This window comes from Plectonema radiosum NIES-515, from assembly GCF_025753815.1.
Taxonomy (GTDB): domain Bacteria; phylum Cyanobacteriota; class Cyanobacteriia; order Cyanobacteriales; family Nostocaceae; genus Hassallia; species Hassallia radiosum_A.
Genome location: NZ_JAOWRF010000001.1, coordinates 40784 through 63095, shown reverse-complemented (window position 1 = coordinate 63095; position 22312 = coordinate 40784). Strand labels below are relative to the sequence as shown.

General features: G+C 42.9%; 19 protein-coding genes and 4 pseudogenes. 11 read left to right on the top strand and 12 right to left on the bottom strand.

Annotation, left to right across the window (positions count from 1 at the left end; genetic code table 11):
• Positions 1 to 615: pseudogene (locus tag OGM63_RS00295) on the bottom strand (hypothetical protein); the annotation flags it as partial.
• Positions 616 to 775: 160 nt separating this feature from the next.
• Here OGM63_RS00295 and OGM63_RS00290 point away from each other — a divergent pair.
• Complete coding sequence (locus OGM63_RS00290) at positions 776 to 1009, top strand: hypothetical protein (RefSeq protein WP_263743493.1); 234 nt, start codon at positions 776 to 778, stop codon at positions 1007 to 1009.
• Positions 1010 to 1246: 237 nt separating this feature from the next.
• Here the strand turns inward: OGM63_RS00290 and cimA are convergent, their stop codons facing one another.
• Entirely contained in the window at positions 1247 to 2962 is a 1716-nt protein-coding gene (gene cimA / locus OGM63_RS00285) for a citramalate synthase (protein WP_263743492.1), read from the bottom strand.
• A 70-nt stretch (positions 2963 to 3032) separates the two neighbouring features.
• On the opposite strand from cimA, the gene OGM63_RS00280 reads away from it, so the two are divergent.
• The 5 genes and pseudogenes from OGM63_RS00280 to psb34 all read left to right on the top strand — a co-directional run bounded on the left by OGM63_RS00280 (position 3033) and on the right by psb34 (position 6385).
• Positions 3033 to 3368 (top strand): hypothetical protein, encoded by a 336-nt coding sequence (locus OGM63_RS00280; protein ID WP_318528373.1) that lies wholly within the window; start codon positions 3033 to 3035, stop codon positions 3366 to 3368.
• 111 nt (positions 3369 to 3479) lie between these two features.
• On the top strand, positions 3480 to 3827 hold the full coding sequence (locus tag OGM63_RS00275; RefSeq protein ID WP_263743491.1) for a hypothetical protein: 348 nt from the start codon (positions 3480 to 3482) through the stop codon (positions 3825 to 3827).
• 143 nt (positions 3828 to 3970) lie between these two features.
• A pseudogene (locus OGM63_RS00270) lies at positions 3971 to 5083 on the top strand (FAD-dependent oxidoreductase); the annotation flags it as partial.
• A 93-nt stretch (positions 5084 to 5176) separates the two neighbouring features.
• On the top strand, positions 5177 to 6031 hold the full coding sequence (locus OGM63_RS00265) for a thiazole synthase (RefSeq protein ID WP_318528374.1): 855 nt from the start codon (positions 5177 to 5179) through the stop codon (positions 6029 to 6031).
• A 174-nt stretch (positions 6032 to 6205) separates the two neighbouring features.
• Positions 6206 to 6385, top strand: a complete 180-nt coding sequence (gene psb34 / locus OGM63_RS00260) for a photosystem II assembly protein Psb34 (RefSeq protein WP_263743490.1) — start codon at positions 6206 to 6208, stop codon at positions 6383 to 6385.
• 51 nt (positions 6386 to 6436) lie between these two features.
• On the opposite strand, the gene OGM63_RS00255 is transcribed toward psb34, so the two are convergent.
• Both OGM63_RS00255 and OGM63_RS00250 read right to left on the bottom strand, forming a co-directional pair.
• Positions 6437 to 6577, bottom strand: coding sequence for a hypothetical protein (locus OGM63_RS00255; RefSeq protein WP_263743489.1), 141 nt, complete (start codon positions 6575 to 6577; stop codon positions 6437 to 6439).
• A 39-nt stretch (positions 6578 to 6616) separates the two neighbouring features.
• Positions 6617 to 6733, bottom strand: a pseudogene (locus tag OGM63_RS00250) (HNH endonuclease); the annotation flags it as partial.
• Positions 6734 to 6920: 187 nt separating this feature from the next.
• Between OGM63_RS00250 and OGM63_RS00245 the strand changes: the two are divergent.
• Entirely contained in the window at positions 6921 to 7295 is a 375-nt protein-coding gene (locus OGM63_RS00245) for a hypothetical protein (RefSeq protein ID WP_263743488.1), read from the top strand.
• 102 nt (positions 7296 to 7397) lie between these two features.
• Here the strand turns inward: OGM63_RS00245 and cobT are convergent, their stop codons facing one another.
• From cobT to OGM63_RS00230, 3 genes are all read right to left on the bottom strand, one after another.
• A complete protein-coding gene (gene cobT, locus OGM63_RS00240) occupies positions 7398 to 8555 on the bottom strand; it encodes a nicotinate mononucleotide-dependent phosphoribosyltransferase CobT (RefSeq protein ID WP_263743487.1) in 1158 nt (385 codons plus the stop codon).
• A gap of 150 nt (positions 8556 to 8705) precedes the next feature.
• Entirely contained in the window at positions 8706 to 9443 is a 738-nt protein-coding gene (locus OGM63_RS00235) for a DUF2232 domain-containing protein (RefSeq protein WP_263743486.1), read from the bottom strand.
• 67 nt (positions 9444 to 9510) lie between these two features.
• Entirely contained in the window at positions 9511 to 10191 is a 681-nt protein-coding gene (locus OGM63_RS00230) for a Crp/Fnr family transcriptional regulator (RefSeq protein ID WP_263743485.1), read from the bottom strand.
• A 463-nt stretch (positions 10192 to 10654) separates the two neighbouring features.
• Between OGM63_RS00230 and OGM63_RS00225 the strand changes: the two genes are divergently transcribed.
• Together OGM63_RS00225 and OGM63_RS00220 are read left to right on the top strand one after the other, a co-directional pair.
• A complete protein-coding gene (locus OGM63_RS00225) occupies positions 10655 to 14584 on the top strand; it encodes a hypothetical protein (RefSeq protein WP_263743484.1) in 3930 nt (1309 codons plus the stop codon).
• Positions 14585 to 14872: 288 nt separating this feature from the next.
• The gene (locus OGM63_RS00220) at positions 14873 to 15547 is read left to right on the top strand and encodes a sugar transferase (RefSeq protein ID WP_375340438.1); all 675 of its coding nucleotides are present in this window, start codon (positions 14873 to 14875) and stop codon (positions 15545 to 15547) included.
• Between the two features lie 108 nt (positions 15548 to 15655).
• On the opposite strand, the gene OGM63_RS00215 is transcribed toward OGM63_RS00220, so the two are convergent.
• The 5 genes and pseudogenes from OGM63_RS00215 to OGM63_RS00200 all read right to left on the bottom strand — a co-directional run bounded on the left by OGM63_RS00215 (position 15656) and on the right by OGM63_RS00200 (position 19776).
• Positions 15656 to 16486 (bottom strand): carbohydrate ABC transporter permease, encoded by an 831-nt coding sequence (locus tag OGM63_RS00215; protein ID WP_263743483.1) that lies wholly within the window; start codon positions 16484 to 16486, stop codon positions 15656 to 15658.
• A gap of 330 nt (positions 16487 to 16816) precedes the next feature.
• Positions 16817 to 17026 (bottom strand): annotated as a pseudogene (locus OGM63_RS29680) (pentapeptide repeat-containing protein); the annotation flags it as partial.
• A gap of 28 nt (positions 17027 to 17054) precedes the next feature.
• Complete coding sequence (locus tag OGM63_RS00210; RefSeq protein WP_263743482.1) at positions 17055 to 17639, bottom strand: 5-formyltetrahydrofolate cyclo-ligase; 585 nt, start codon at positions 17637 to 17639, stop codon at positions 17055 to 17057.
• A 16-nt stretch (positions 17640 to 17655) separates the two neighbouring features.
• Positions 17656 to 18531 (bottom strand): ABC transporter ATP-binding protein, encoded by an 876-nt coding sequence (locus tag OGM63_RS00205; protein WP_263743481.1) that lies wholly within the window; start codon positions 18529 to 18531, stop codon positions 17656 to 17658.
• A 330-nt stretch (positions 18532 to 18861) separates the two neighbouring features.
• A complete protein-coding gene (locus OGM63_RS00200; protein ID WP_263743480.1) occupies positions 18862 to 19776 on the bottom strand; it encodes a peptidoglycan-binding domain-containing protein in 915 nt (304 codons plus the stop codon).
• Positions 19777 to 20557: 781 nt separating this feature from the next.
• Between OGM63_RS00200 and OGM63_RS00195 the strand changes: the two genes are divergently transcribed.
• On the top strand, positions 20558 to 21175 hold the full coding sequence (locus OGM63_RS00195) for a hypothetical protein (protein WP_263743479.1): 618 nt from the start codon (positions 20558 to 20560) through the stop codon (positions 21173 to 21175).
• Between the two features lie 350 nt (positions 21176 to 21525).
• The gene (locus OGM63_RS00190; protein WP_263743478.1) at positions 21526 to 22278 is read left to right on the top strand and encodes a response regulator transcription factor; all 753 of its coding nucleotides are present in this window, start codon (positions 21526 to 21528) and stop codon (positions 22276 to 22278) included.
• Positions 22279 to 22312: the final 34 nt, after the last annotated feature.

Genomic DNA, 22312 nt, shown 5'->3' with positions numbered 1-22312 from the left:
GGGGGGGGGGGGGGGGGTGGGGGAGGGGGGGAAAGAATTACTATTTTTCTCCTTATCCCCCACTCCCCCTTGTCCCCCTTGTCCCCCTTGTCCCCAAGCAGTCCCCTCGAAGATTACCCGACGTGGCTGTTGGGGATTACGCACACCTTCACGCCATCGTTGTTCCCACCAGTAAACGCGTTGCAGGTCATATTCACCTTTGGGCATTTTCTGGAAATATTTGACGGTGAGAGGATAATCAGGTGCTAGCGCTTCAAAAATAGATTGTTTGGATAAATCAATTGCTACTGGTTCCGGGTAATCAAGTGGAAAGCGGCTTCTGATACCAGTAGTCAAGCTTTGTAAGATTTTCCTCTCATGAGGGAAAGGTTTATCTCCCCAACGGAAAGCTTTTAAATAGGTGGTTCGCTGTACCGACCAGACAAATACAGAAATTTCTGTAGGTAATTTTTCGGGAATTGTCGTATCATCCGTTGTAGTTTCTGGAATCTTTAAACGGAAGCCTGACTGAGTGAGTGCTTTTTCCCCAGTATCTGGTTCAAAATCTGCTTGCAACCACTCGCGTACAACCGTTGTATCCGGAGTGGGAATTTCTAAATAAAGTATTTCTTTCATTTTCCTGACATTTCCGGTGAATCTACTCATTAAGACAGATTTAACAAAGCGAGCAATTAAGGTAAACTCCGCCCTATCGGTCGAATAAAGATTCAGTGAAGAAACTTTAATAGGTTGTCAAATTCGTTCTTCATTTTGTAATTATCTGTAAACGCACGCCATGAATTATCCCATCCCACACAGTCCCCAAGAAATTGTTAACTTACAACAAAACCCCGTTGATGAAGAATTAGTTGCAGCTGCGATCGCCGGAGTAATTAAAATTGTCCGCTCTCAAGGTCAATCTTTGGAAGAATTAACAGCTCAAGTGTTAGCAGATGACCAAATGCTGGATAAGCAACAACGACGCTGGTTGAGTCAAGTGGTCGCTCAAGCTTGGGAAACTATCTCATAAAAGATAGCGCTTGCCGATTTCTTCACCGTTCTTAAAGATTTTAATCGTCAGGCTGTCGCTATGGTACGCTTTTTCCTAAATTGCCTTTTTCCTGCCGTGGGTATGGGAGTGTTGAATGTTTGTCTGGGATTGGCAATTTAGCGACTGTAAAGCTGGAATAAAACTCAGAAATTTATGTGATAATTCGTAGTAAGCGCTTCAGCGCTGAAGCGCCGACTACAAAGAAAACTAATACCCTCAACTAGAAGCATTCAGCGCGACTTCAGCTTGTGAATGCAATAACAAACCGTATTCCAAACCTTCCACCACCGCGTGATAGGAAGCCTCCAGAATGTTGGTGGAAACTCCTACCGTCGTCCAACGTTGATGACTATTGCGCGATTCTACCAAAACCCGGGTTTTCGCCGCTGTACCCGTATGTCCGTTGAGAATCCGCACCTTATAATCTGTCAATTCAAAAGTGGCAATTTGCGGATAGAAGTTCACCAAAGCTTTGCGTAACCCCGCATCCAAAGCCGCAACCGGTCCGTTACCTTCAGCAGCTTCGAGAATATCCTTACCGTTGACAGTTACTTTCACAGTTGCCAAAGCGCTGGTAGATTCTTTTCCTTCCACCAAGTCACAGTGTACTTGAAACCCTTTAATTTCAAAAAATAAAGGACGTTTTTCCAAACCTTCGCGCATCAGCAACTCAAAACTTGCCTCCGCTGCCTCAAATTGATATCCTTCACTCTCTAAATCCTTCAAGCGTTGAAGAATTTGCCGTGCTTGTGGATTTTGCTTATCTAGTTCAAGTCCAAATGTGCGGGCTTTTGCCAAAACGTTACTGAGTCCAGCTTGTTCGGAAATGACAATGCGACGACGATTACCGATTTGTTCTGGCTGAATGTGTTCATAAGTTAAGGGATTGCGTTCTACCGCTGAAACATGGATACCACCTTTATGGGCAAATGCCGATCGCCCAACAAAAGGAGCATGTTCATCAGGTGCCAGATTCACAACTTCGCTGACAAAGCGACTCGCTTCTGTAATTTGAGATAGCTGGTTTTCTTCTATACAGCTATAACCGAGCTTGAGTTGCAAATTGGGAATCAAAGAACACAAATTAGCGTTGCCGCAGCGTTCACCATAGCCGTTGATTGTACCTTGCACCATCCTTGCCCCTGCCATCACAGCCGCTAAAGCGTTAGCAACTGCCGTATCTGAATCATTATGAGTGTGAATGCCAATTTGGGGAACTGAAAATTGGGCATGGGGCAATGGGCAATGGGCAATGGGCATTGACAATTGAGAATGAGAGATTTTTTCCGTGTCCCATGCCCCGTGCCCCATGCCCCATGCCCCATTCTCCCTTACCACATCTTGGACAACTTGGCTAATTTCGTGCGGTAAAGTTCCGCCATTAGTATCGCAGAGGACGAGCCATTCAGCACCTGCGGTAGCTGCTGTCTCTAATGTCTGTAAAGCGTATTCCCGATTGTGTTTGTAGCCATCAAACCAGTGTTCCGCATCGTATATAACGCGACGACCAGAAGCGCGAAGATACTCAATCGTGTCGCGAATCATCGCCAAATTTTCTGCTAAACTTGTTTTCAGACCTTCTGTGACGTGTAAATCCCAAGACTTACCAAAAATTGTCACCCAGCGAGTACCAGCAGCAAGAATAGCTTGCAGCATTGGCTCATCTGCCGCAGTGGTGTTTGGTCTTCTGGTCGAGCAAAATGCAACAATTTCTGCAACTTTCAGCGGATCTTCTTGTAATTGCCAGAAAAACTGTACATCCTTAGGATTTGCTCCAGGCCATCCCCCTTCAATAAAGGGTACACCAAGGCGATCCAGCCTGCGAGCAATGCGTAGTTTATCTTCTATAGACACTGATAGCCCTTCACGCTGAGTGCCATCCCGTAGCGTGGTGTCATAGATCCAAAGTGGGGGTGAGGGATTTTCGGTCATAAAAGTAGAATAGAGACAACTTTCAAAGCGATGTGCCAATATACAACAAAAAGCCAGTTCGGAAATTTAAATGCCTAAGGTACTAGCTCAAGGTAAAACAATTAAATGCGTAAACGCGTTGGCGAACGAGAGGCGTCTCGTTGATAAGCCTCTCGTCCGCTTCTCTTTGACAGGAGAAGAGAAGCGACTTGTCGTCAGACATGGCAGTGCAAACTTACGCAAAGTTTTGCTTCACAATGGTATTGACCTCTACAATGGCAGCGCGTTATTCATAAACTGTCGGGGCATTGGCAGTTGTGGTACTCGTGCCGTCAAAGTAGAAGGAGAAGTGTCACCGACTAATTGGCGTGACGTTCGGCTCTTGATCGCACATGCCTTACCATTCTCCTACATCAAACCCACGTAAGAAAAGCCAAACTCAGGTTTTCGGCAATGTGAAAGTAAAAAAATTTGATGAGTTTTGGGGACAAGGTTCTCAAATAGTGTGGACACCAGAAGGTTAAAAAGGAGAAAAAACATGGGTAGATGGACACCGCTTATTCTTATGGCTGGAGGCTTGGCAATTTTGCTAGGTACATTATTAGGCGTAAACTTTCCTATGGGTGGACAAAATGCAAGCGTTCCATCTGTCAGGGGTAGATCGCAAGTCTTACCAGCGAATATTAATGTTAATAGTACTGATACAAAAAATCAGGGCGGAAATCGCAACAGCGTTGCTCAAAATAACACTCAAGACTCAAATACCGATAATACCCAAGACCAAAACACAGATAACACTCCAGACCCAACCCCTGAAAATAGTCAATCAGGGGACAATCAATCAACTGATACAAATTCCGGCGGACCAGTTCGCGCTTTATGGTAAGAACTACCGATTAGATTTGGGAATTGGACATCGGTAATAACTCTTTCCAGGTGTCCAAGCGTCCAAGCGTCCCCATTCCCCGTGTTTGTTCAGAGTTATGAGTTGTTAGTATCTAAGAACTAATAACTAATGTTTAATAACTTATGAATAATGATGTTTTAATTATCGGTGGCGGCGTTATTGGTTTAGCGATCGCCATTGAACTAAAATTGCGAAGTAGCAATGTTACCGTACTTTGCCGTGACTTTAGCGCCGCCGCCACCCAGGCAGCCGCTGGAATGTTAGCACCAGATGCCGAAAACATCTCAAATGACGCGATGCAGTCTTTGTGTAGGCGATCGCGTCGTTTATATCCCGACTGGACACGCAAACTAGAAGACCTTACAGGCTTAAATACTGGTTACTCGTCTTGCGGCATTTTAGCACCGATTTATGGGGAAGGGGGACTCTTGACTCTTGACCGGAGACTGGGGGGACGACTTGGGGGACTCCTTGGAGGAATTATTCCTACTTCTTCATCTCCCCTCTCCCCCACTCCCCCCCTCTCCCCCTCCTCCTCTCAGGCTTACTGGTTAGATAAAGAAGCAATTCATCAATATCAGCCCAGATTGGGAGATGATGTAGTTGGTGGGTGGTGGTATCCTGAAGATGGACAAGTAGATAATCGAGCTTTAGCGCGGGTATTGTGGACAGCAGCAGAGTCCATCGGCGTTGAACTCAAAGAAGGCATTACAGTTGAAGCGATTGAGCAGCAGCAAGGTGAGGTTGTTGGCGTAGAAACTAACTCTGGGGTAATTCGTGCTGAACACTATGTTTTAGCCGGGGGTGCCTGGTCAAACGAATTGTTACCCTTACCCGTGCGTCCGAAAAAAGGGCAAATGCTGAGTTTGCGATCGCCAGAATTTACATCAGTTTTGCCCTTAAAGCGGATTTTGTATGGACAAGATATTTATATCGTACCAAGGCGCGATACCTACGGCACACTTCGTGAGCGCCGAATTATTATAGGCGCAACCAGCGAAGATGTTGGCTTCACTCCCCACAACACCCCAGCCGGCATTCAATACTTACTACAAGCAGCTATCCGCCTATATCCGCAATTACAAGATTATCCGATTGAGGAATTCTGGTGGGGATTTCGCCCTGCTACACCCGATGAGTTACCTATTCTTGGCACCAGTCACTGTAAAAATTTAACTTTAGCTACTGGTCATTCTCGCAATGGGATTCTACTTGCCCCGATAACAGCCGCATTGATCGCCGATTTAATTTGTGAGCAAAAATCCGACTCCCTGCTAACTCATTTCAACTATTCGCGCTTTCTGGCAAAGTCATCTACTACCACTTCAATGCTTACCCACTTCCCACTCCCCCCCTCGGACACTCCCCCCCTCACCTCCTCGGACATTCTTGATTCACCCCTGATAATTGCTGGCAAAACTTTCCAATCTCGGTTGATGACGGGAACCGGTAAATATCGCAGCGTTGAGGAAATGCAGCAAAGTATCATCGCTAGTGGTTGCCAAATTGTAACTGTGGCGGTGCGACGAGTACAAACTAAAGCACCCGGACATGAAAATTTAGCGGAAGCACTCGATTGGACAAAAATCTGGATGTTACCGAATACCGCAGGTTGTCAAACGGCAGAAGAAGCCATTCGTGTTGCCCGTTTGGGACGAGAAATGGCAAAGCTCTTAGGACAAGAAGATAATAATTTTGTCAAGTTGGAAGTGATACCCGATGCGAAATATTTACTTCCAGATCCGATTGGGACGCTAGAAGCAGCAGAACAACTGGTGAAAGAAGGTTTTGCTGTGTTGCCTTATATTAATGCTGACCCCATGTTAGCCAAACGTTTGGAAGAAGTCGGCTGTGCAACTGTAATGCCTTTAGCATCGCCGATTGGATCTGGACAAGGGCTAAAAACAACGGCGAATATTCAGATCATTATTGAAAATGCTGGTGTACCGGTGGTGGTAGATGCGGGAATTGGCTCGCCTTCAGAGGCAGCGCAAGCGATGGAAATGGGCGCAGATGCTTTGTTGATTAATAGCGCGATCGCCCTGTCTCAAAACCCCGCAGCAATGGCTCAGGCGATGAATATGGCTACATACGCTGGTCGTCTGGCATACCTTGCCGGCAGAATGCCGATTAAAAATTATGCCAGTGCAAGTTCACCCCTTGAAGGGACGATTACTAGCTAGGGACGCTTGGGTTGGGGAGAGATAAATTAATTTCCCTTGCCCCACAAAAATGCAAAACTCATAAGTCCAATCTCAATAATTATTAACAAATGTAAAAACTTGTATTGAAATGTAAAATAAAATCTGAAATTTATGCAAAAATTAGATAAATAAACAGAAGTAAGGAATCGATTCATGCCATATACAACAGAAGAAGGCGGTCGTCTCAATAATTTTGCCCGTGAACCAAAGGTATATCAAGCGGAACCTCCCAACAACGGACAAAAGCGCAACTATATTTTTCTGGGAATTGCCGCGACAGTTTTGGTTGTGAGCTTGATTTTCGTAGCCTTCTCTGTTTCCAATGCGGCTTAAGAAGAAACGGTTTTTTTGATTTTGTACCGTGGGTGTTGAAGCTCATAGGACTTACGCATTGACAGAAAATACCAAATATGAAGTATGAATTTCCGGCATTAAAACCTGATTTATTGACGAGATTTTGGCGATCGCTACCCATATTTTGGTGATTGTCATCCATCCTGGAACGACTAAATTCGGTTCATACACATGATGTCCTATTTGAGAGCGTGCGTAAGTCCTATGTGTTTACCTTTTGTCATTAACGGACTTCAAACTTCCATCACTGGCAGTTTTTTCATCATGGCAATGTCGATGTAATAACTGTAGGTTTTTCCACTCATCTTTTCCTTGAAGTGAGAGTGGAGTTTTCAATTAGCTCAAAAGCTGTTTAGCGATGGCGGCATAAATATTTCAATCTTATTTCTGTTTAATGTTTGAAATGTCACCTTTCAACAGAAAATATGAATACTTAAATAATTCATAAGTATAGTTAAAATTTTTAATAAATTGAATAGTATATATAGAGAAAATATATGGACAAGGGTATCAAATGGAGCAATTACAAAAGCAGATCCTAAGTTTGGGTAATAAAGTCGATGCTCTCTATGAGGTGATTGAGCAGCTTGATAGTAAAGTCTGTCAAGCTGTATCAGAGTGTTCTTTAGCAAGAATAGAGGCAAAAGATAATTATTTAGAAAATAACAAGGCTGGGAGCTACCAGTTAAAAGGACAAATTCGTTTAAATTCAGATTTTGAACACAAGGATGTATTGACAGACTGCATTTATCCAGAAATGAATCTGCAAGCCGGAGATAAGCTTTTAACACCAGAAATTCAAATCCAACGCCTGACGGCACAATTAACAGCCGCATATAATCGCATAGCTGCCTTGGAAGAACAATTATTGCTCAAAAGAATTCATTAAGTAGGTCGTTAAATTAAACATCACTCCTATGGTTTGGGCATGGGACATTGAGTATGGGGCTTTTCCCCTTAAGAAAATGCCTATTGGTTCAATAACTCTTAACTAACGACTAACGATCAAGCGTTCGAGTTGGGCTTCAATAGCTGCCAAAAATTGGTTTTGTCGCCAATCTTGGCTTATATGGGCAGCAATGCAAGCACCACCAGCACCCATACCTTCTTTGACAAAACCTTGCTCATAAGCTTGGAGTTGGAAATAACGAGAATCAGCAAAACTTAATTGAGTTGCAAGTAGAGGTGGGGAAACATCATTTTGAGTTTTCCCACCTCTATTAATTAGTTGAGCTAATTCAACTGTAGCGCCAGAGGGGTCTTCTGCTACCCAGCGAGTTGTACCGACGACAACTGAAGAACTTCGCCAAGGTAAAGTATAAGCTTGAGCGATCGCACTCATCAAAGCATAAACCGCCAGCATTTGCGTCCCCCCAGCTAGCATTACACCACAATGCCGACTCGCTGCAATAGCCATACCCGCTACCACCACCTGCATCGGATCTCCCACCCCTGCGACAAGTTGTAGCGGATCTATCTTCCCCCACACCACGCTTCCCCCACTCCTCCCCTCCTCCCCTCTCCTGGTGCTCTCCAACCCCTGCTGCACCACTGCCCACTTTTGCGTGTGGTTACAAACAGGATGGCTGCTGTTGACTTTGCCCAGTGCTTCAATACCCAAGCCAGTTAAAATCGCTAGAGCGGTTGTGGTTCCGCCGACTACGCACTCACCGACAATTAAATAGCCATCTTTAATTTTCTGACTTAGCCGTTCACCCCAAAGCAGCCCTTGCTTTAACAAATGATTTACCGTTGCTAAATCCATCGCTGCACCTTGACTTAAACACTTAGCCGGAGAACCACCCAAATCAATTACTGGTACAGCAGGCGGCTGGGGTAAGCCTGCATTAAACAAATAAACTGGAATCTGGAGTGCTTCAACTACAGCGCGAGAAATCAGCACAGGTGACGCCCCAGCCTCCAAAGGTGGTAGGGGATATTGGGGCTTTCGTCCTGCACCGTAGTATAAAAACTCAGCATCAGCGACTGCTGTGTATTTCCGATCCTCTGGAGTCAGACCGGCTGCGGAAATTCCCGGAATTAAACAAGTTTCCGTAAATCCTAATACACAGGCAAAAATCGCTGAAGTACCGCGATAACGTGCGATCCATGCTTCACCTTGTTCTATTTGGGTATAAATGCGAATCACTTGGAAAGTTAGGAGTTAGGAATTAGGAGTTAGGAATTAGGAGTTAGGAATTAGGAGTTAGGAATTAGGAGTTAGGAATTAGGAGTTAGGAATTAGGAGTTAGGAATTTTCAACTCATAACGAAAGCTCCTGATCACTCATAACTCGTGACTATCCTTCATAATCTATCAGAACTTGCACCCAGCGTGGGGGACGGGGGATTGGATTGCCGAGGCGATCTAATAACAGCCATGCTGCTAGGTGAACGACGAACAGATAAATAAAATTGTTAATTATAATTAAGGCGATCGCTCCCACTTGAATGAAAAATACACTAGGAGTCGCCAAGATTCCCAGATTCAAAAATAACCACTCCAGAAAATCTGCCGTCTGATTAATCAAATAAATCCACAAGTCTTCACCCGACAACACAGACAACAACCACACCCGAAAAAACACCCCCAAAGTACCTAACAGCGTACCCAAGGTGATAGAAACAATCCAGGGAACGCGGCGATGCCAAGTTGCCCCTAAAAGCACCCCCATAAAGGCAAAAGGCATGACAAACAGCAGACTGCGAACCGGTCCCATCAACACCGAAAGCAGTAACCCGGAAACTACCGCTGCCATCCATGCTGCCCGGTTGCCCCAACGAAGATAAACTAAAGCGATCGGCACTGGAAAAAATATCCGCAAAACTGGTCCCAAGGGAAAGTAGTTGTTAATAAACCAAATCAAACTAGAGGCACTTGCTAAAAATGCCGTTTCCACCATTCGCAAAGGCGCATCAGCTTTTAACTGTTGTCGGCTAAAATTCTCTTGTTTGTCTAACAATTCATCAGCCTCGATTTGGGATTTAAGGGAGTGGGGTTCCTCTGGCTCATCTGGCAGAGAATCTGAAATAGTCATAGGGGACGCTTGGATTTTTATCTGTTTTAGGGGAGTGCAGTTTCTGACCGATTACTTAAATAAATTTTTAAACTATCATTTTTTCTAGGGCTAATAAATCGGGAACACAAAGAATGTCTTGATCTCGTTTAATCAAGCCTTTTTTTTCCAGCCTTGTCAATACTCGTGTAACTGTTTCCCGCGCAAGTCCACTCAAACTACTTAATTCCCGGTGAGGTAAATTGGGAATTTCCGTTCCTGTCTGCCCTTTTTTTCCCTGTCCCTCTGCCAAAAACAATAAAGTGTCAGCCACCCGTGACTGACTATCAGATTCACGCAATCGCAATCTTCGATTTACTTGTCGCAAGCGTCGTGCCATTAGTTGCGATAATCTAACTCCTGCCAAAGGTTCTGTGTGTAGTAACTTCACAAAATCCTGTGCCGGCATACTGCCTATCATCGTCAGAGTCAGAGTAATCACATCAGTTGAACGAGGTACTTCATCTAGCGCTGCCATTTCCCCAAACAATTCCCCCTTGCCGATAATATTCAGCGTTACTTCTTTGCCTTCTAGATTGTAGGTACGAATTTTTACCCATCCATCGATAATAAAATATACAGAACCTCCCCAGTCATTTTCCAGCAGAATGACTTGATTTGCCGGGTGAGTGCGGGTGACAAGATGAGTTAAGGCTGGTTCCACAACGTCTTCTGGCAACCCTTGAAAAAAGGGCGCACTTGTAATCCAGGGATTGGGAGGTGCGTGCAAAGTATATCAGTCCTCGATGACAACAGATTTATTAAAGCTGCATATTACACAACTTTCAAGAGTGGTATTTTCAGCAGTAGCGCGATCGCGGCACAGCGCCACACAAACATAAAACTTAACTATTTTACACAATAAAGCGCGAAATTGCGCTTTATCTCAAAAATCTTTACCTATAAATTTTAACTTCTGAAAGTAAAGATAATTATTTTTGGCTCTTTTATCTTTGTATATGATAAGCAGCAAAGCGTGTTTTCTTCATGCTGTCAACCTTACTCGACTGCGTTACCCTCAAAGTGACATCATTATTCATGAGCGAAAATGCGGTGTGGATCGCACTTAAAAAGTTAAGTGCGTCTCACCACCACTTCTGTGTACAGCGCAAGAGTGGGAGCCACGAATACTATTTCAGGTAAAGTAACTTCCATAAAAGATAACGTACAATTCACACTATAGGTAAATCACAGTGACTTCCCGAAGAGAAGAAATACAAAGACTAATCGCAGATATTGAGGACTTATTCGCTAAAAGCGGCAAACGCTTACCCAGAGTTCTATCCGGTCAGGCAGCACAAGAGCCTAGAGAGGTTTTAGAACGAATTCGCGACTTTCTCATCAAATTAAGGGAAAGCGAATCAGAAAACAAGCTTGCCGAACAGCCACAATTATCGCCAATATTCGCGAAATTTGCCGATCGAGGTAATAGTGAGTCTTCACCACAACCAGATCAAAACCAACAACAGAGTGTCCAGCTCCCCCAAGAGCAAAAAATTGATTTTTCCGCATTGCTTCAGCCATTGCAAGGAGAATTACAAGCTTTGTTGCAAGAGCGAGCCACTTTAGTGCAGGAAATCAGACAATTAGAACAACGACGATTGCACAACTACTCCTTAACCCAGCAGATGGCTAATCAGGAGCAGATGATTTCGGAATTTTTGCAGGTGTTGATGAATCGCATAGTGCCAATAACGCCACAAATAACAGATAATTTAGCATCAGGCACCAGCCAGCATCTCAATACTAATTACTCAACAGAACTAGAATCTGCCTCGACTCCACCATTTTTAGAATCAACACACGTAGAGCAGTTAACACGCTTTGCTGCGGAGTTGGATCGCCGTCTTTTATCGCTAGATGGAACTGTAAATGTCGTCTTTGAAGCACTACAGCGTAACATTCACACTTATCAGGAGTCGTTATCTCAAGCATTAGCTAGAATGCACAGCCAAGGAGTGCAAACAGAACACTTGATGAGTAGCTTTATTAACAATTTGACTTCTCAGTTGCAGCAACCACCAACTTCTTTGCAGCAATCTTCTTTAAGGAGAGAAAACGAAACCTCTTCATCACCAACAATTATTCAACAAGATACCGCCGCGACAACAAATCTAGATACAGTATTTTTGCAACTTGGTGTGAATGAGCCAAACGCACTCGCTACTGCTAATATTACTCCACCAGCATCTCAGCCGAATACTCAGTTAGTTGATGAAGTAGATCAGCTTTACGCTAGTTTGTTTGGTACTGAGAATGTCACCGAACAAAGCCAACAAATTAACACAACCACAGAATCGGATATTACAGATAATTTATCTGTTAGTGCTTCAACTGCTTTATCAATGTCGAATATCGTCCAGCCACCAGAAAGCGCTACAAAATTGCAACAATCGGTTGTTCAGAATGATGTCACCCCGGAAATAATAACAAAGAATACCCCGTCTTTAAAGACGGGGTTTATCCCTATTAATCAGGAAACTAATGTTATCGATGATGCATCTGCTTTCACCACATCCCCGGCAGAAAGCACCACAAACGAAGTCGAACAACTCGATTCTCCCGTTGTTGTACAAGTACCTTGGCTGCAAGAATTAAACGCGGATCTTGTGGGTGCAAACAACCCAACATCAGCAATATCAGATACTTCGGAAAGATTAATATTTGACAACAACAAAGAATACCCCGTCTTTAAAGACGGGGTTTATCCCTATAATACTGATGTTAGTTTGCCCCAAGCAGAAGATTTAACAGTTGTACCTGTTGAAGAACCTGCAATTGCTGATACAATTGCTGTCTTGGGCGAGCTGTTAATTGATGTAGCGCCAGAGACTTCAGAAGTTGCAAGTTCGCAACTAGTGCAGAAAAATGAAGAAGCACAGCGACCAAACTATATTAGCGCTTCTCCCCAGGAAAATTTACTCTCTCAAGAGTCAGCGATCGCTGACTCTGTTTTTGATATTTCCTTAGACGAAGACCAATTAGAGCAATTAAATCAAGATTTAGCTGATTTTGATCGGCAGTTAAATTCGGAATTGCAACCAGAAATCAACTTAGAAAATCAATTTATAGCAGAAAATACTTTAACTGCGGCTGAGTCTGTTGTCGAGGTGTTAGAGATTTTCCCCGCGTCAACTCAAAAGACTGAACCGACAGATGAAGCAAGTTCCGGCTCGATAAATCAACCAGAATCATTCAATCTTGATGCTTCAGTTTGGTATCTGGGAATCGATTTGGGTACAACTGGAATTTCTGCGGCACTGTTGAATCGCTCCACAAATGTAGTTTATCCTCTTTATTGGTCAGCACAAAACCAACCAGCAACAACTTCATTAAAACCATCGTTTCGTTTACCAGCAGAAGTTTATTTACCTGCGGCTTCTGTATCTGGTAGCGAGATGTCCACAGAAGCACTCCACTCCTTGGTGCCAGTAGCTGTGGCTTCTGAGAAGGCATCGGATCTGACTAGCAATTCTCCAGAAGCGCAAACAAACAGTGTTTATTCAGCGCAGTTGAAGCCTTATTTACAAGTAGCAATCCCCTACAAAAACGAGCTAGATAAATGGGAACCTGTGTTGCAATTAAATGAATTTTCCGCAGGTCCTTTGATTTGGGTTGTGCGATCGCTCTCAAAATTGTTCTTAACTCTCAAATGCGATCGCACAAGCACTACACCAGGTTTAACAGCGGCAGCTGTTGGTATAGATGAACAAAGTTTTCAGACAATTATCAATAATATTGCTGGTGTAATTTGTACTTGTCCATCTAACTGGTCAGAACAATATCGCTTTAATGTACGCGAAGCTTTACTCATCAGCAAAATAGTCCAGCATCCACAGCAAGTATTTTTTGTGGAAGAAGCGATCGCTAGTTTGCTCAGTGAACTTGACGGTGCTAACGGTGAAACAGTACAATTTAGCGTTAGAGAAGGTTCTCCTCCCCCAATTCAAAGCGATCGCCGTCCCATTGGTAGCACTCTCACAATTAATATTGGCGCAACTTCCACAGAAATGGCGCTAGTCGATTTGCCAGAAAATCTGCAAGAATTGACACACAGTAATTTTATGCTCCACGGTTTTGCTTATGCTGGCAAAGGAATTGAGCAAGATATTATCTGTCAGTTACTGTTTCCCCAAAAATGGCGACAACCACATAAACAAACAGAAGACGATAGCAAAACTACTAGCAGTAATTCTTGGCATTGGCAACCAGCGATTCCTGGTTTAGACCAGATGCACCTGTCAAGTTTGAATTTAGAAGAATTAGAACTTCCTCGACCTGGGGAACCCGATATCACAACTCGCATTCGTCTTCAGCAACGGCTCGAAAGTTCTCTTTTGGGACAGGCGGTGTTAGATGCAGCACTTGCTTTAAAGTTGATTTTACAGCACCAAGAATCTTTTACTTTGGAATTGGCAGATCAGCGATGGGTGTTGCAGCGACGAGATTTAGAGGCTCAGGTATTTGTTCCCTTTGTGCGGCGCCTCAACCGAGAACTTAACAGATTGTTAGTCGCAAAGGGAATTCCTACAGAAGCAATTAATCAAGCTATCCTCACAGGTGGAGTGGCAGCTTGCGGTGCGGTGAGGAGTTGGCTACGGCAAAAACTCCCCAACGCTAAGATTATTCAAGATTTATCTCCCACTGACGGTGCTGCCGCTTGTAGCCGGGTTGCTTATGGTTTGGCTATGTTGCCTTTGCATCCCCAAGTTGTAGAGGTAGCAAAGCTTCAGTATACAGATTATTTCTTGTTTACTGAATTGCTGCGACTAATGCCCGTGCGATCGCTATCTTTTAACGAAGTTATTCAGTTATTCGAGAATCAAGGCATTAATACCCGTATTTGTCAGCAACGCTTGCTGGCTTTTTTGGAAGGTGAGTTACCCCCTGGTTTGATTCCCTCTGGGCAAGACTCCAACTGGCTGACTCAGACTTCAAAAGAAAATCCTGACTATAAAGCGATCGCTGCCGAACCGCTTTTTGACAAACAAGGTAGCCTTACCTATCGTCCCAATTCCCAATCAATAAAGGCTCTGCGTCGCTATCTTGATGCCATCAAAGCCAGTACTCAGCAATCCTTTGAGGAACCTTACACAGTTAATTTCGTACTTGTCAGCAACTAGATTGATTTTGAAAGTTCGTAATCACGGCTTCAGCTGTTGTAATTGAGTACTCTTCTCACTACCAATAGTTGTACACAACACGCAGATTACATAAATCCAAATACTTATTTTACTTATATAGTCTGCGTGTTTGGATGTATTTGCTTACGAGAAAATACTGAAATTTAACAAAACCCTGCGTAATTGAAAGATTAGATAAAATTTGGCGTTTCGACACTTACTCAAGAAAACTTCTTGGTTATATTGGTATTTATCAACATCTAAATCAGTAAAAACCGAATTATACCCGTGTCCACTTGTACTTCTGAGTCAGATATAAATGCTGGGGATAATTTCGTAGCTACAAATTATTCTATACACCCATCAACAGTAAGTATTGTCAAACGATTAATTGACATTTTTGGAGCCATTATCGGGTTGATGGTTACAGCAGTGCTGGCAATTCCAGTAGCGATCGCAAACATTATTGACAGCCCAGGTTCAATATTTTATTCTCAAATTCGCTGCGGTCTTAACGGAAAACCCTTCCGCATGTGGAAATTTCGCTCAATGATCGTTGGTGCCGATAAACTCAAGCATCTAGTAACAAACGAGGCAAAAGGTCACATTTTTAAATCTATTCACGATCCTCGCATTACTCGCGTCGGTAAATTTTTGCGGCACACCAGCTTAGACGAATTTCCTCAATTTTGGAACGTCTTAATCGGAGACATGAGTTTAGTTGGTACTCGTCCACCCACTCCTGACGAAGTAACAGAATACGAACCACACCACTGGCAAAGATTGCGAGTTAAACCAGGCATTACAGGCGAATGGCAAGCAAATGGTCGTTCCTTCATTAACGACTTTGAAACTATCGTCAACATGGATATTGACTATCAGCGGAAGTGGTCTGTTATCTACGATTTAAGTCTTCTAGTCAAAACTGTTTGGGTCGTATTAAAAAAAAGCGGTGCTTATTAATAGCACTTACAGAAAAACTCTCTCAAACTCTTATTTCTCTGCGTCCTCTGTGTCCTCTGCGGTTCGTTTTTCATTATGCTATCTTCCAATTCACGCATTAAGAATTATTCAACCCTTCACACCCGCATCAGTTTCCGTCGGGACAATATAGCGTTGTAAAAACAGAAATAATATCAGCACCGGCGCGATCGAAATTACCGAACCAGCAGCTACCAACCGCCAATCTAGGGAAAATGTACCCGCTAGTTTTGCGACTCCCAAAGGTAGAGTGTATAACTGTTCATCTTGGATGACAATTAGGGGCCAAATAAAGTCACTCCAAGAACCAATAAATACGAAAATAGCCAAAGTTACCAGAGCAGGACGAATCGCTGGCAACATAATATGCCACCACAAACCTAACTCTGAGCAGCCATCCATTCTCCCAGCTTCTTCCATTTCTTTAGGAACACTAATAAAAGCTTGCCGCAACAGAAAAATCCCAAATGCAGAAGCCAAGTTAGGAAAAATCATTCCCAAATAAGTGTTTCTTAAACCCATCTGCACTGTCAAAATGTACAGGGGAATCATCACGATTTGGAAGGGAATCATAATCGTCGAGACGATCGCCACAAAAATCCAGTCTCGTCCGGGAAAAGACAATCGAGCTATCGGGTAAGCTGAAGCCGCGCAAAATAGTAGATTTAAGCCCACAGTCAACACCGCAACCAATGTACTGTTGAATAAGTACTGCCCAAAAGGTAGAGATTGCCAAACAGAGACAAAGTTATTCAAAGTAGGTTGATTAGGCAATAATTGTAGCGGCGTCGCAAAGATATTTTCTGTTGGCGATTTCAACGCAGTACTCAAAAGCCACAGCAAAGGAAACAGCGTGATTAAGGCGATCGCTCCCAGCAACACATACATCCATAACCAATTTTTACTTTTAATTAAAGTCATTTCTCTTTATCCACTGTCATTTTAACTACCATAAATGATTTGCTGCTTTTATAACGTTTTATCCGGCAAATATCTATCCAAAAATCTTTTTAATTGCTTGTGTTTGTTAAACGAACATAGTAATATAGTAAGTGTATTTTACTAACTACATAGCGTTGTTGTTGGTGCGTCAAGGACAATAGTCCTTGGCGCGGAATTTAGAAAGTTATAAAATGATAATTTATTTATACCTAATACCGTTTTTACAGCAGATTTCACTCCTGGTTGAGGTACATGCGTAAAACCCAAAACCCTGTAAAGACGTTCCGCGCCCTACGTCTCTACGTGTATTTAATAATAACGCAATCTGCTGTATATCAAGATGCGCCTAAGAGTGCCCACGCAGGTGGGCTTTGTTCCTGTAGCCCCAGGCTTCCAGCCTGAGGGCATATAGAATTTATTTGAGAAAATTCCTTGTAATTCCCGTAAAGACGTTCCGCGTAGAGACGTTCCGCGTAAAGACGTTCCGCGTAAAGACGTTCCGCGTAAAGACGTTCCGCGTAAAGACGTTCCATCGGAACGTCTCTACCTAACTCCTAACTTTTGTCAATCCCATTTCAGTACAAACATTTTGTAACGGCTGATCCCAAGGCTCAATTGGTAGCTGTGGTAGGTAGGCAAAATCAAATACAATTCCGATAGTCGGCTTAGTTGCCCACTCAGGAGAACTCAGCAGGCGATCGTAATATCCACCCCCATAACCCAAGCGATATCCTTGACGATCGCAACCCACACTGGGAATGATAATCAAATCCACTTCCTCAGGCTTTATAGTTGGTGCGTCGGCATGAGGTTCGATAATACCATAAGCGCTTTTTTGTAGAGAATCTTTGGTGTAGAGGTGCCAGCAAAGCGAGTCACCGACGCAGCGTGGAAATCCCCATGTTTTTCTAGTTTGGGTATCTTGACCACCGTCAAAAGAAATATTTGCAAACAGTGAACCCAGATCAGGTTCTTTCTTGAAACTGAAATAAGCCAGGATTGTTTTTGCTTGGGTAAACAGCGGTGAATTCGTTATGTAAGTGCAGATGCGATCGCTACTTTGTTTCCATTGTGCCACCGACATTGATTGACGTGTTTTGAGAAGCGATCGGCGTAATTCTGCTTTTTCCATTTACAGAAATTTTCTTTTAATCTAACTGATGTCCTGTGAGTTCGACGAAAATATCTTCTAAATTAGAAGCACGCACCATCATCCCGGTTTTATCTTTTTGTTGATCTAGATAAACATTAGCTTCTTCCAGAGTGGGGAAAAACAGACTATTGGTGCGATCGCCTACTTGCTTCATCACCAAACCTTGACCATGAGCGGAGCGCAACTGTTGTAAAGTTCCCACATATATCAGCTTTCCCCCATCCATAATACCAATGCGTCCTGGCTTATCACCACCAAAAGCATCGCACAAATATTCGACCTCATCCATATAATGAGTCGTTAGTAGCATCGTCATTCCTTGCTTATTCAAATCTCGAATAATTTCCCAAAGGCGTCGTCTTGTTTGCGGGTCTAGTCCTACCGTCGGTTCATCTAAAAAGAGAATTTGCGGTTGATGTAACAAAGCTCTCGCTATCTGTAAGCGTCGCTTCATCCCCCCAGACAAAGTTTTTACTAAACTATCGCGTCTATCTGCTAGCTCTAGATAATCTAGCCATTGATTAATTACTCGCTGTCGCTGTGGATTGGCAATGTGATGTAGCCTTCCGTGCAACTCCATATTTTCCCATACTGTTAAATCTGCATCTACACTAACTTGTTGCAAAACTACACCAATGCTTTGCTTTGCCAATATGGGTTGTTTTACCACGTCATATCCAGATACTGAAATCCGCCCTTGGGATGGTTTCGTTAAGGTGGTTAGCATCCGAATTGTCGTAGATTTACCTGCACCATTAGGACCGAGTAGACCAAATATCTCGCCGACTTCAATTGAGAATGAAAGGTCATTCACCACAGGCACATTGTTATATAGCTTGTAAACGTTTTCTAGGTAGACAGCAGCGGTCATGGATACTTTGCATGTGAGTGAATTCATCCTTAAAATAGCATTCCTGCCGCCAGGACACTTACTTCAAAAGGAGAATTCTTAAGGATGAAAGCGGCAATTGGGCAATAGACAAAAAATGTAGAGACGTAGCACAGAATAGTCTCTTGGGTTCGGGCAACGCATAATTAATTTATGGAGATGTCCAATAGACAAAGAATGTAGAGACGTAGCACAGAATAGTCTCTTGGGTTCGGGCAACGCATAATTAAATTCTGGAGATGTCTAATGGGGATTTGAACAGGGGGAGCAAGGGGAGAAATATTTCTTGCCCCTTTCCCCCTCATGAATGACTTATGCTGGGAATGCCTTGACTAATTCATCCCCAGGAATAACTGTGGTGTAGAATACATAGTTAGAATTACTCACATAACGGCGATCGCCTTTTATTATCTCCATAAACTCGCGGTGTCCCTCGCGTCTGCGTCCCACCAAACAACCTGCACTGGTATTGCCAACATTATTCTTATCAGCATCAAAACCCCAGTGTTGATTAATCGCAAAATCATCACCTTTGTCTAATTTGTCGCCAGTTCGTTTAAAATCTTTATTTAAGTCTCGGCAAACAGTGATCGTGCCAGCTTGCACTAATGCTTCGTGAGGATCGAATCTGCCGATGTTGTGGGTTCCAACACGCCAAGCTTTATATTGCCCAAACTGAATTCTCGCTGCTCCTAAATCATTAATTGGCGTCAAGGTAAACTTATTGCCTGGTTCGGTGGTAGCTTGCCAGTGGTTGACGATTTGAGGAACACCATCGACGACTTCAATGACTATCCGTCGATCGTTAAATTCATTCGGTGCATCATCATTGAGGCTGCCGTCTTCATTCATGCCCTCAACGTAAACAATATTATATTCTTTCGGTTCGGTGAATATGGTATAATCTTTAGATTGCATATATTTAACAATCCGGCTTGGAAGATCATTACCTAATTTTAAAGGAGTTTTAGGAAGCGATCCGGGTTTGATTTCAATCAGTGCTTTAGCTGTGACTTTTCCTAAAAATTCAGTTTCTCCTGTCTTGGTTAAATTTTGAAATTTTTTCAGTGCTGCTGCGGAAATCGGTCCAAACTTCCCGTCAGCAGGAGGTTCCAACAGACCTAAGCCAATTAATTGTATCTGAACTTGATGAGCCAAGTCTGAATCTTGAGCGATCGCATCATTGCCATACTTCTCATCTGTTCCCAAAAACTCTTGTAATTTCATATTGTCCCTTCAACTCTTATTGATCACATCTGCTAACTAATAGGTGCAAAGCTCAATAAGTTATGCACCTATTAGACATCTGTTAGAAAACAATAGACATCTCCATAAATGAACTATGCGTTAACCAAAACCCTTGTAGAGACGCGAAATTTCGCGTCTCTACATTCTTTTTCGGAGATGTCTAATAGACATCTCCATAAATGAACTATGCGTTGTCCAAACCCCAAGAGACTATTCTGTGCTACGTCACAATAATTGTTTTCTGGAGATGTCTATTAGACATCGACGGCTATGCTTATTATGCGTTGCCCGAAACCCTTGATTAGACGTAGCACATGCAACGTCTCTACGTATGACTCTGGAGATATCTATTAGTTTGTATGCGTGAAAATTTTTAAGTGACGATGACTGGTTGTGATCCAAAAACCAGATTTTCTATTGTCTGTAAATAGGTTCTCTTTGAAAATATACCCTTGGGTAGATAATTTGAGCGAAATTATTAATTTTTATTAAGCGCCAATTTCGAGTCAAACAAAGTAATTTTTTTGACTACAAACATTTAAATTCAAGCCAGCTACTGATTAAAAAATTGACAAATGTTTGAAAATATGACTAGATAAATTGATTTATTTTATACTTTATTTTTTTTGTACTAGCGTCTACGCAATCAGCCAAAAAATCAGAAAAGGTTAATTTTTTGGATAAAAAAATCAATTTGTTTAGAAATGAGCTAACTTCAAAACACGGAGGAAAGTCTGTGTTCTCATTTGAGGGAAGAAAAATGACAGAAGTATCAATTCGTCTTCGCGATCTCAAACCGGAATATCAGAAGCTTTGGCTCATGTGTCAAATCAAATCTGACCAATTAGATACTACTAAGCAGATAGTTGCGAAAATCGCTCTCAATCGCGATCGCTACCTTGCGATCGCCCAAAAAATTAATGTACCTTGGTACTTTATTGCGGTCATCCACAATATGGAATCCTCTCTTAGCTTTAGCAAACATCTGCACAACGGTGATTCACTAAAAAAACGTACCGTAAATGTCCCAGAAGGTAGACCAGTCCCCGACCCCATTCACGGTTGGGATGTAGGCTACACATGGGAAGAAAGTGCTATAGATGCTTTAACAAAAGGAGGCAAAGATTTAGACAAAGTAAAAGATTGGAGTTTACCAGCACAGCTTTGGCAAATTGAGCAATACAACGGTTTTGGTTATAGGCTAAACCATCCAGATGTTCTCACCCCTTATCTGTGGTCGGGTACCAACCTCTATACCAAAGGTAAGTTCATCTCTGACAAAAAATGGGATGCGAATGCAGTTTCTGAGCAAATCGGTGCCGCTGCTTTATTAAAAATTTTGATGCAAGAAGAAAATCTTACGAATCTTGATGCGTAAAGCCCCCGTCATTTATGCGGGGGATATAAGCGGATGGCTGAACGCCACTTGCGTGACTGTCGCTTCTAACCGCGTTCTTCGCAATGGCTCATTTATTCAGCCGTTAATGGTAAGATATATATTCTGGGCAGGGCGTTGCCCAGTGGGCGAGGCAATGTAAGACGGGTATACCTGCAATTGCTGCTTCAACCCAGAATCCCCCGTCATTCATGCGGGGGAGTGCGTCAAAATCTTAAATAAGCATGTGATTTCGGTCACAATTTTTTCCAAAAATTCTTTAACTTTAGTGCTGACACTGATATAAGATAATTGTATTGATACAGCCACAAGCCCCAAACTTTGTGATCCCGATGTATACAAGTGAGTTGACTAAGTATTCTCCTAGAGCAGAGATTGCAAACACCAGCCGCATTCTCGTGGTAGAAGATGAAGAATTAATTCGGGAAATGTTGGTTGTCGCTTTGGAGGAGGAGGGTTACGGGGTGGTAACTGCCTCTGATGGACGAACGGCTTTAGAATATCTCAAAAATTTTGAACCCAACTCAACAGATATTGTTTTTGACTTAGTTATTCTTGATTTGATGCTACCTCAAATCAATGGACTGGATATTTGCCGCTTGCTGCGTCATCAAGGAAATCCAGTACCAATTTTGATGGTGAGTGCTAAAGGTAGCGAAACTGACAGGGTTTTAGGTTTAGAAGTCGGGGCAGATGACTATCTGACTAAACCGTTTAGTATGCGGGAGTTAGTCGCTCGTTGTCGAGCTTTACTTCGACGTCAACGCTTAAGCAGTTTGCCGGTAGTGCCGGTTTTACATTATAAAGAAGTAACATTAAATCCCCAAGAGTGTCGCGTCATGGTTCGGGGTCAAGAAGTGAATCTATCGCCTAAAGAGTTCCGCCTTTTAGAATTGTTCATGAGTTATGCTCGTCGGGTATGGTCACGAGAACAATTGCTAGATCAAGTTTGGGGACCAGATTTTGTCGGGGATAGTAAAACTGTAGACGTTCATATCCGCTGGTTACGCGAAAAATTAGAGCAAGACCCTAGTCGTCCAGAATATATCGTGACTGTGAGAGGTTTTGGCTATCGATTTGGATAATTGATTCGGATAGTTGTTAGTTTTTAGTTGTCAT

Coding starts and splice junctions, on each gene's coding strand:
- OGM63_RS00290 (WP_263743493.1), top strand. CDS start 776: ATGAATTATCCCATCCCACACAGTCCCCAAGAAATTGTTAACTTACAA.
- cimA (WP_263743492.1), bottom strand. CDS start 2,962: ATGACCGAAAATCCCTCACCCCCACTTTGGATCTATGACACCACGCTA.
- OGM63_RS00280 (WP_318528373.1), top strand. CDS start 3,033: ATGCCTAAGGTACTAGCTCAAGGTAAAACAATTAAATGCGTAAACGCG.
- OGM63_RS00275 (WP_263743491.1), top strand. CDS start 3,480: ATGGGTAGATGGACACCGCTTATTCTTATGGCTGGAGGCTTGGCAATT.
- OGM63_RS00265 (WP_318528374.1), top strand. CDS start 5,177: ATGCTTACCCACTTCCCACTCCCCCCCTCGGACACTCCCCCCCTCACC.
- psb34 (WP_263743490.1), top strand. CDS start 6,206: ATGCCATATACAACAGAAGAAGGCGGTCGTCTCAATAATTTTGCCCGT.
- OGM63_RS00245 (WP_263743488.1), top strand. CDS start 6,921: ATGGAGCAATTACAAAAGCAGATCCTAAGTTTGGGTAATAAAGTCGAT.
- OGM63_RS00235 (WP_263743486.1), bottom strand. CDS start 9,443: ATGACTATTTCAGATTCTCTGCCAGATGAGCCAGAGGAACCCCACTCC.
- OGM63_RS00215 (WP_263743483.1), bottom strand. CDS start 16,486: ATGACTTTAATTAAAAGTAAAAATTGGTTATGGATGTATGTGTTGCTG.
- OGM63_RS00210 (WP_263743482.1), bottom strand. CDS start 17,639: ATGGAAAAAGCAGAATTACGCCGATCGCTTCTCAAAACACGTCAATCA.
- OGM63_RS00205 (WP_263743481.1), bottom strand. CDS start 18,531: ATGACCGCTGCTGTCTACCTAGAAAACGTTTACAAGCTATATAACAAT.
- OGM63_RS00200 (WP_263743480.1), bottom strand. CDS start 19,776: ATGAAATTACAAGAGTTTTTGGGAACAGATGAGAAGTATGGCAATGAT.
- OGM63_RS00195 (WP_263743479.1), top strand. CDS start 20,558: ATGACAGAAGTATCAATTCGTCTTCGCGATCTCAAACCGGAATATCAG.
- OGM63_RS00190 (WP_263743478.1), top strand. CDS start 21,526: ATGTATACAAGTGAGTTGACTAAGTATTCTCCTAGAGCAGAGATTGCA.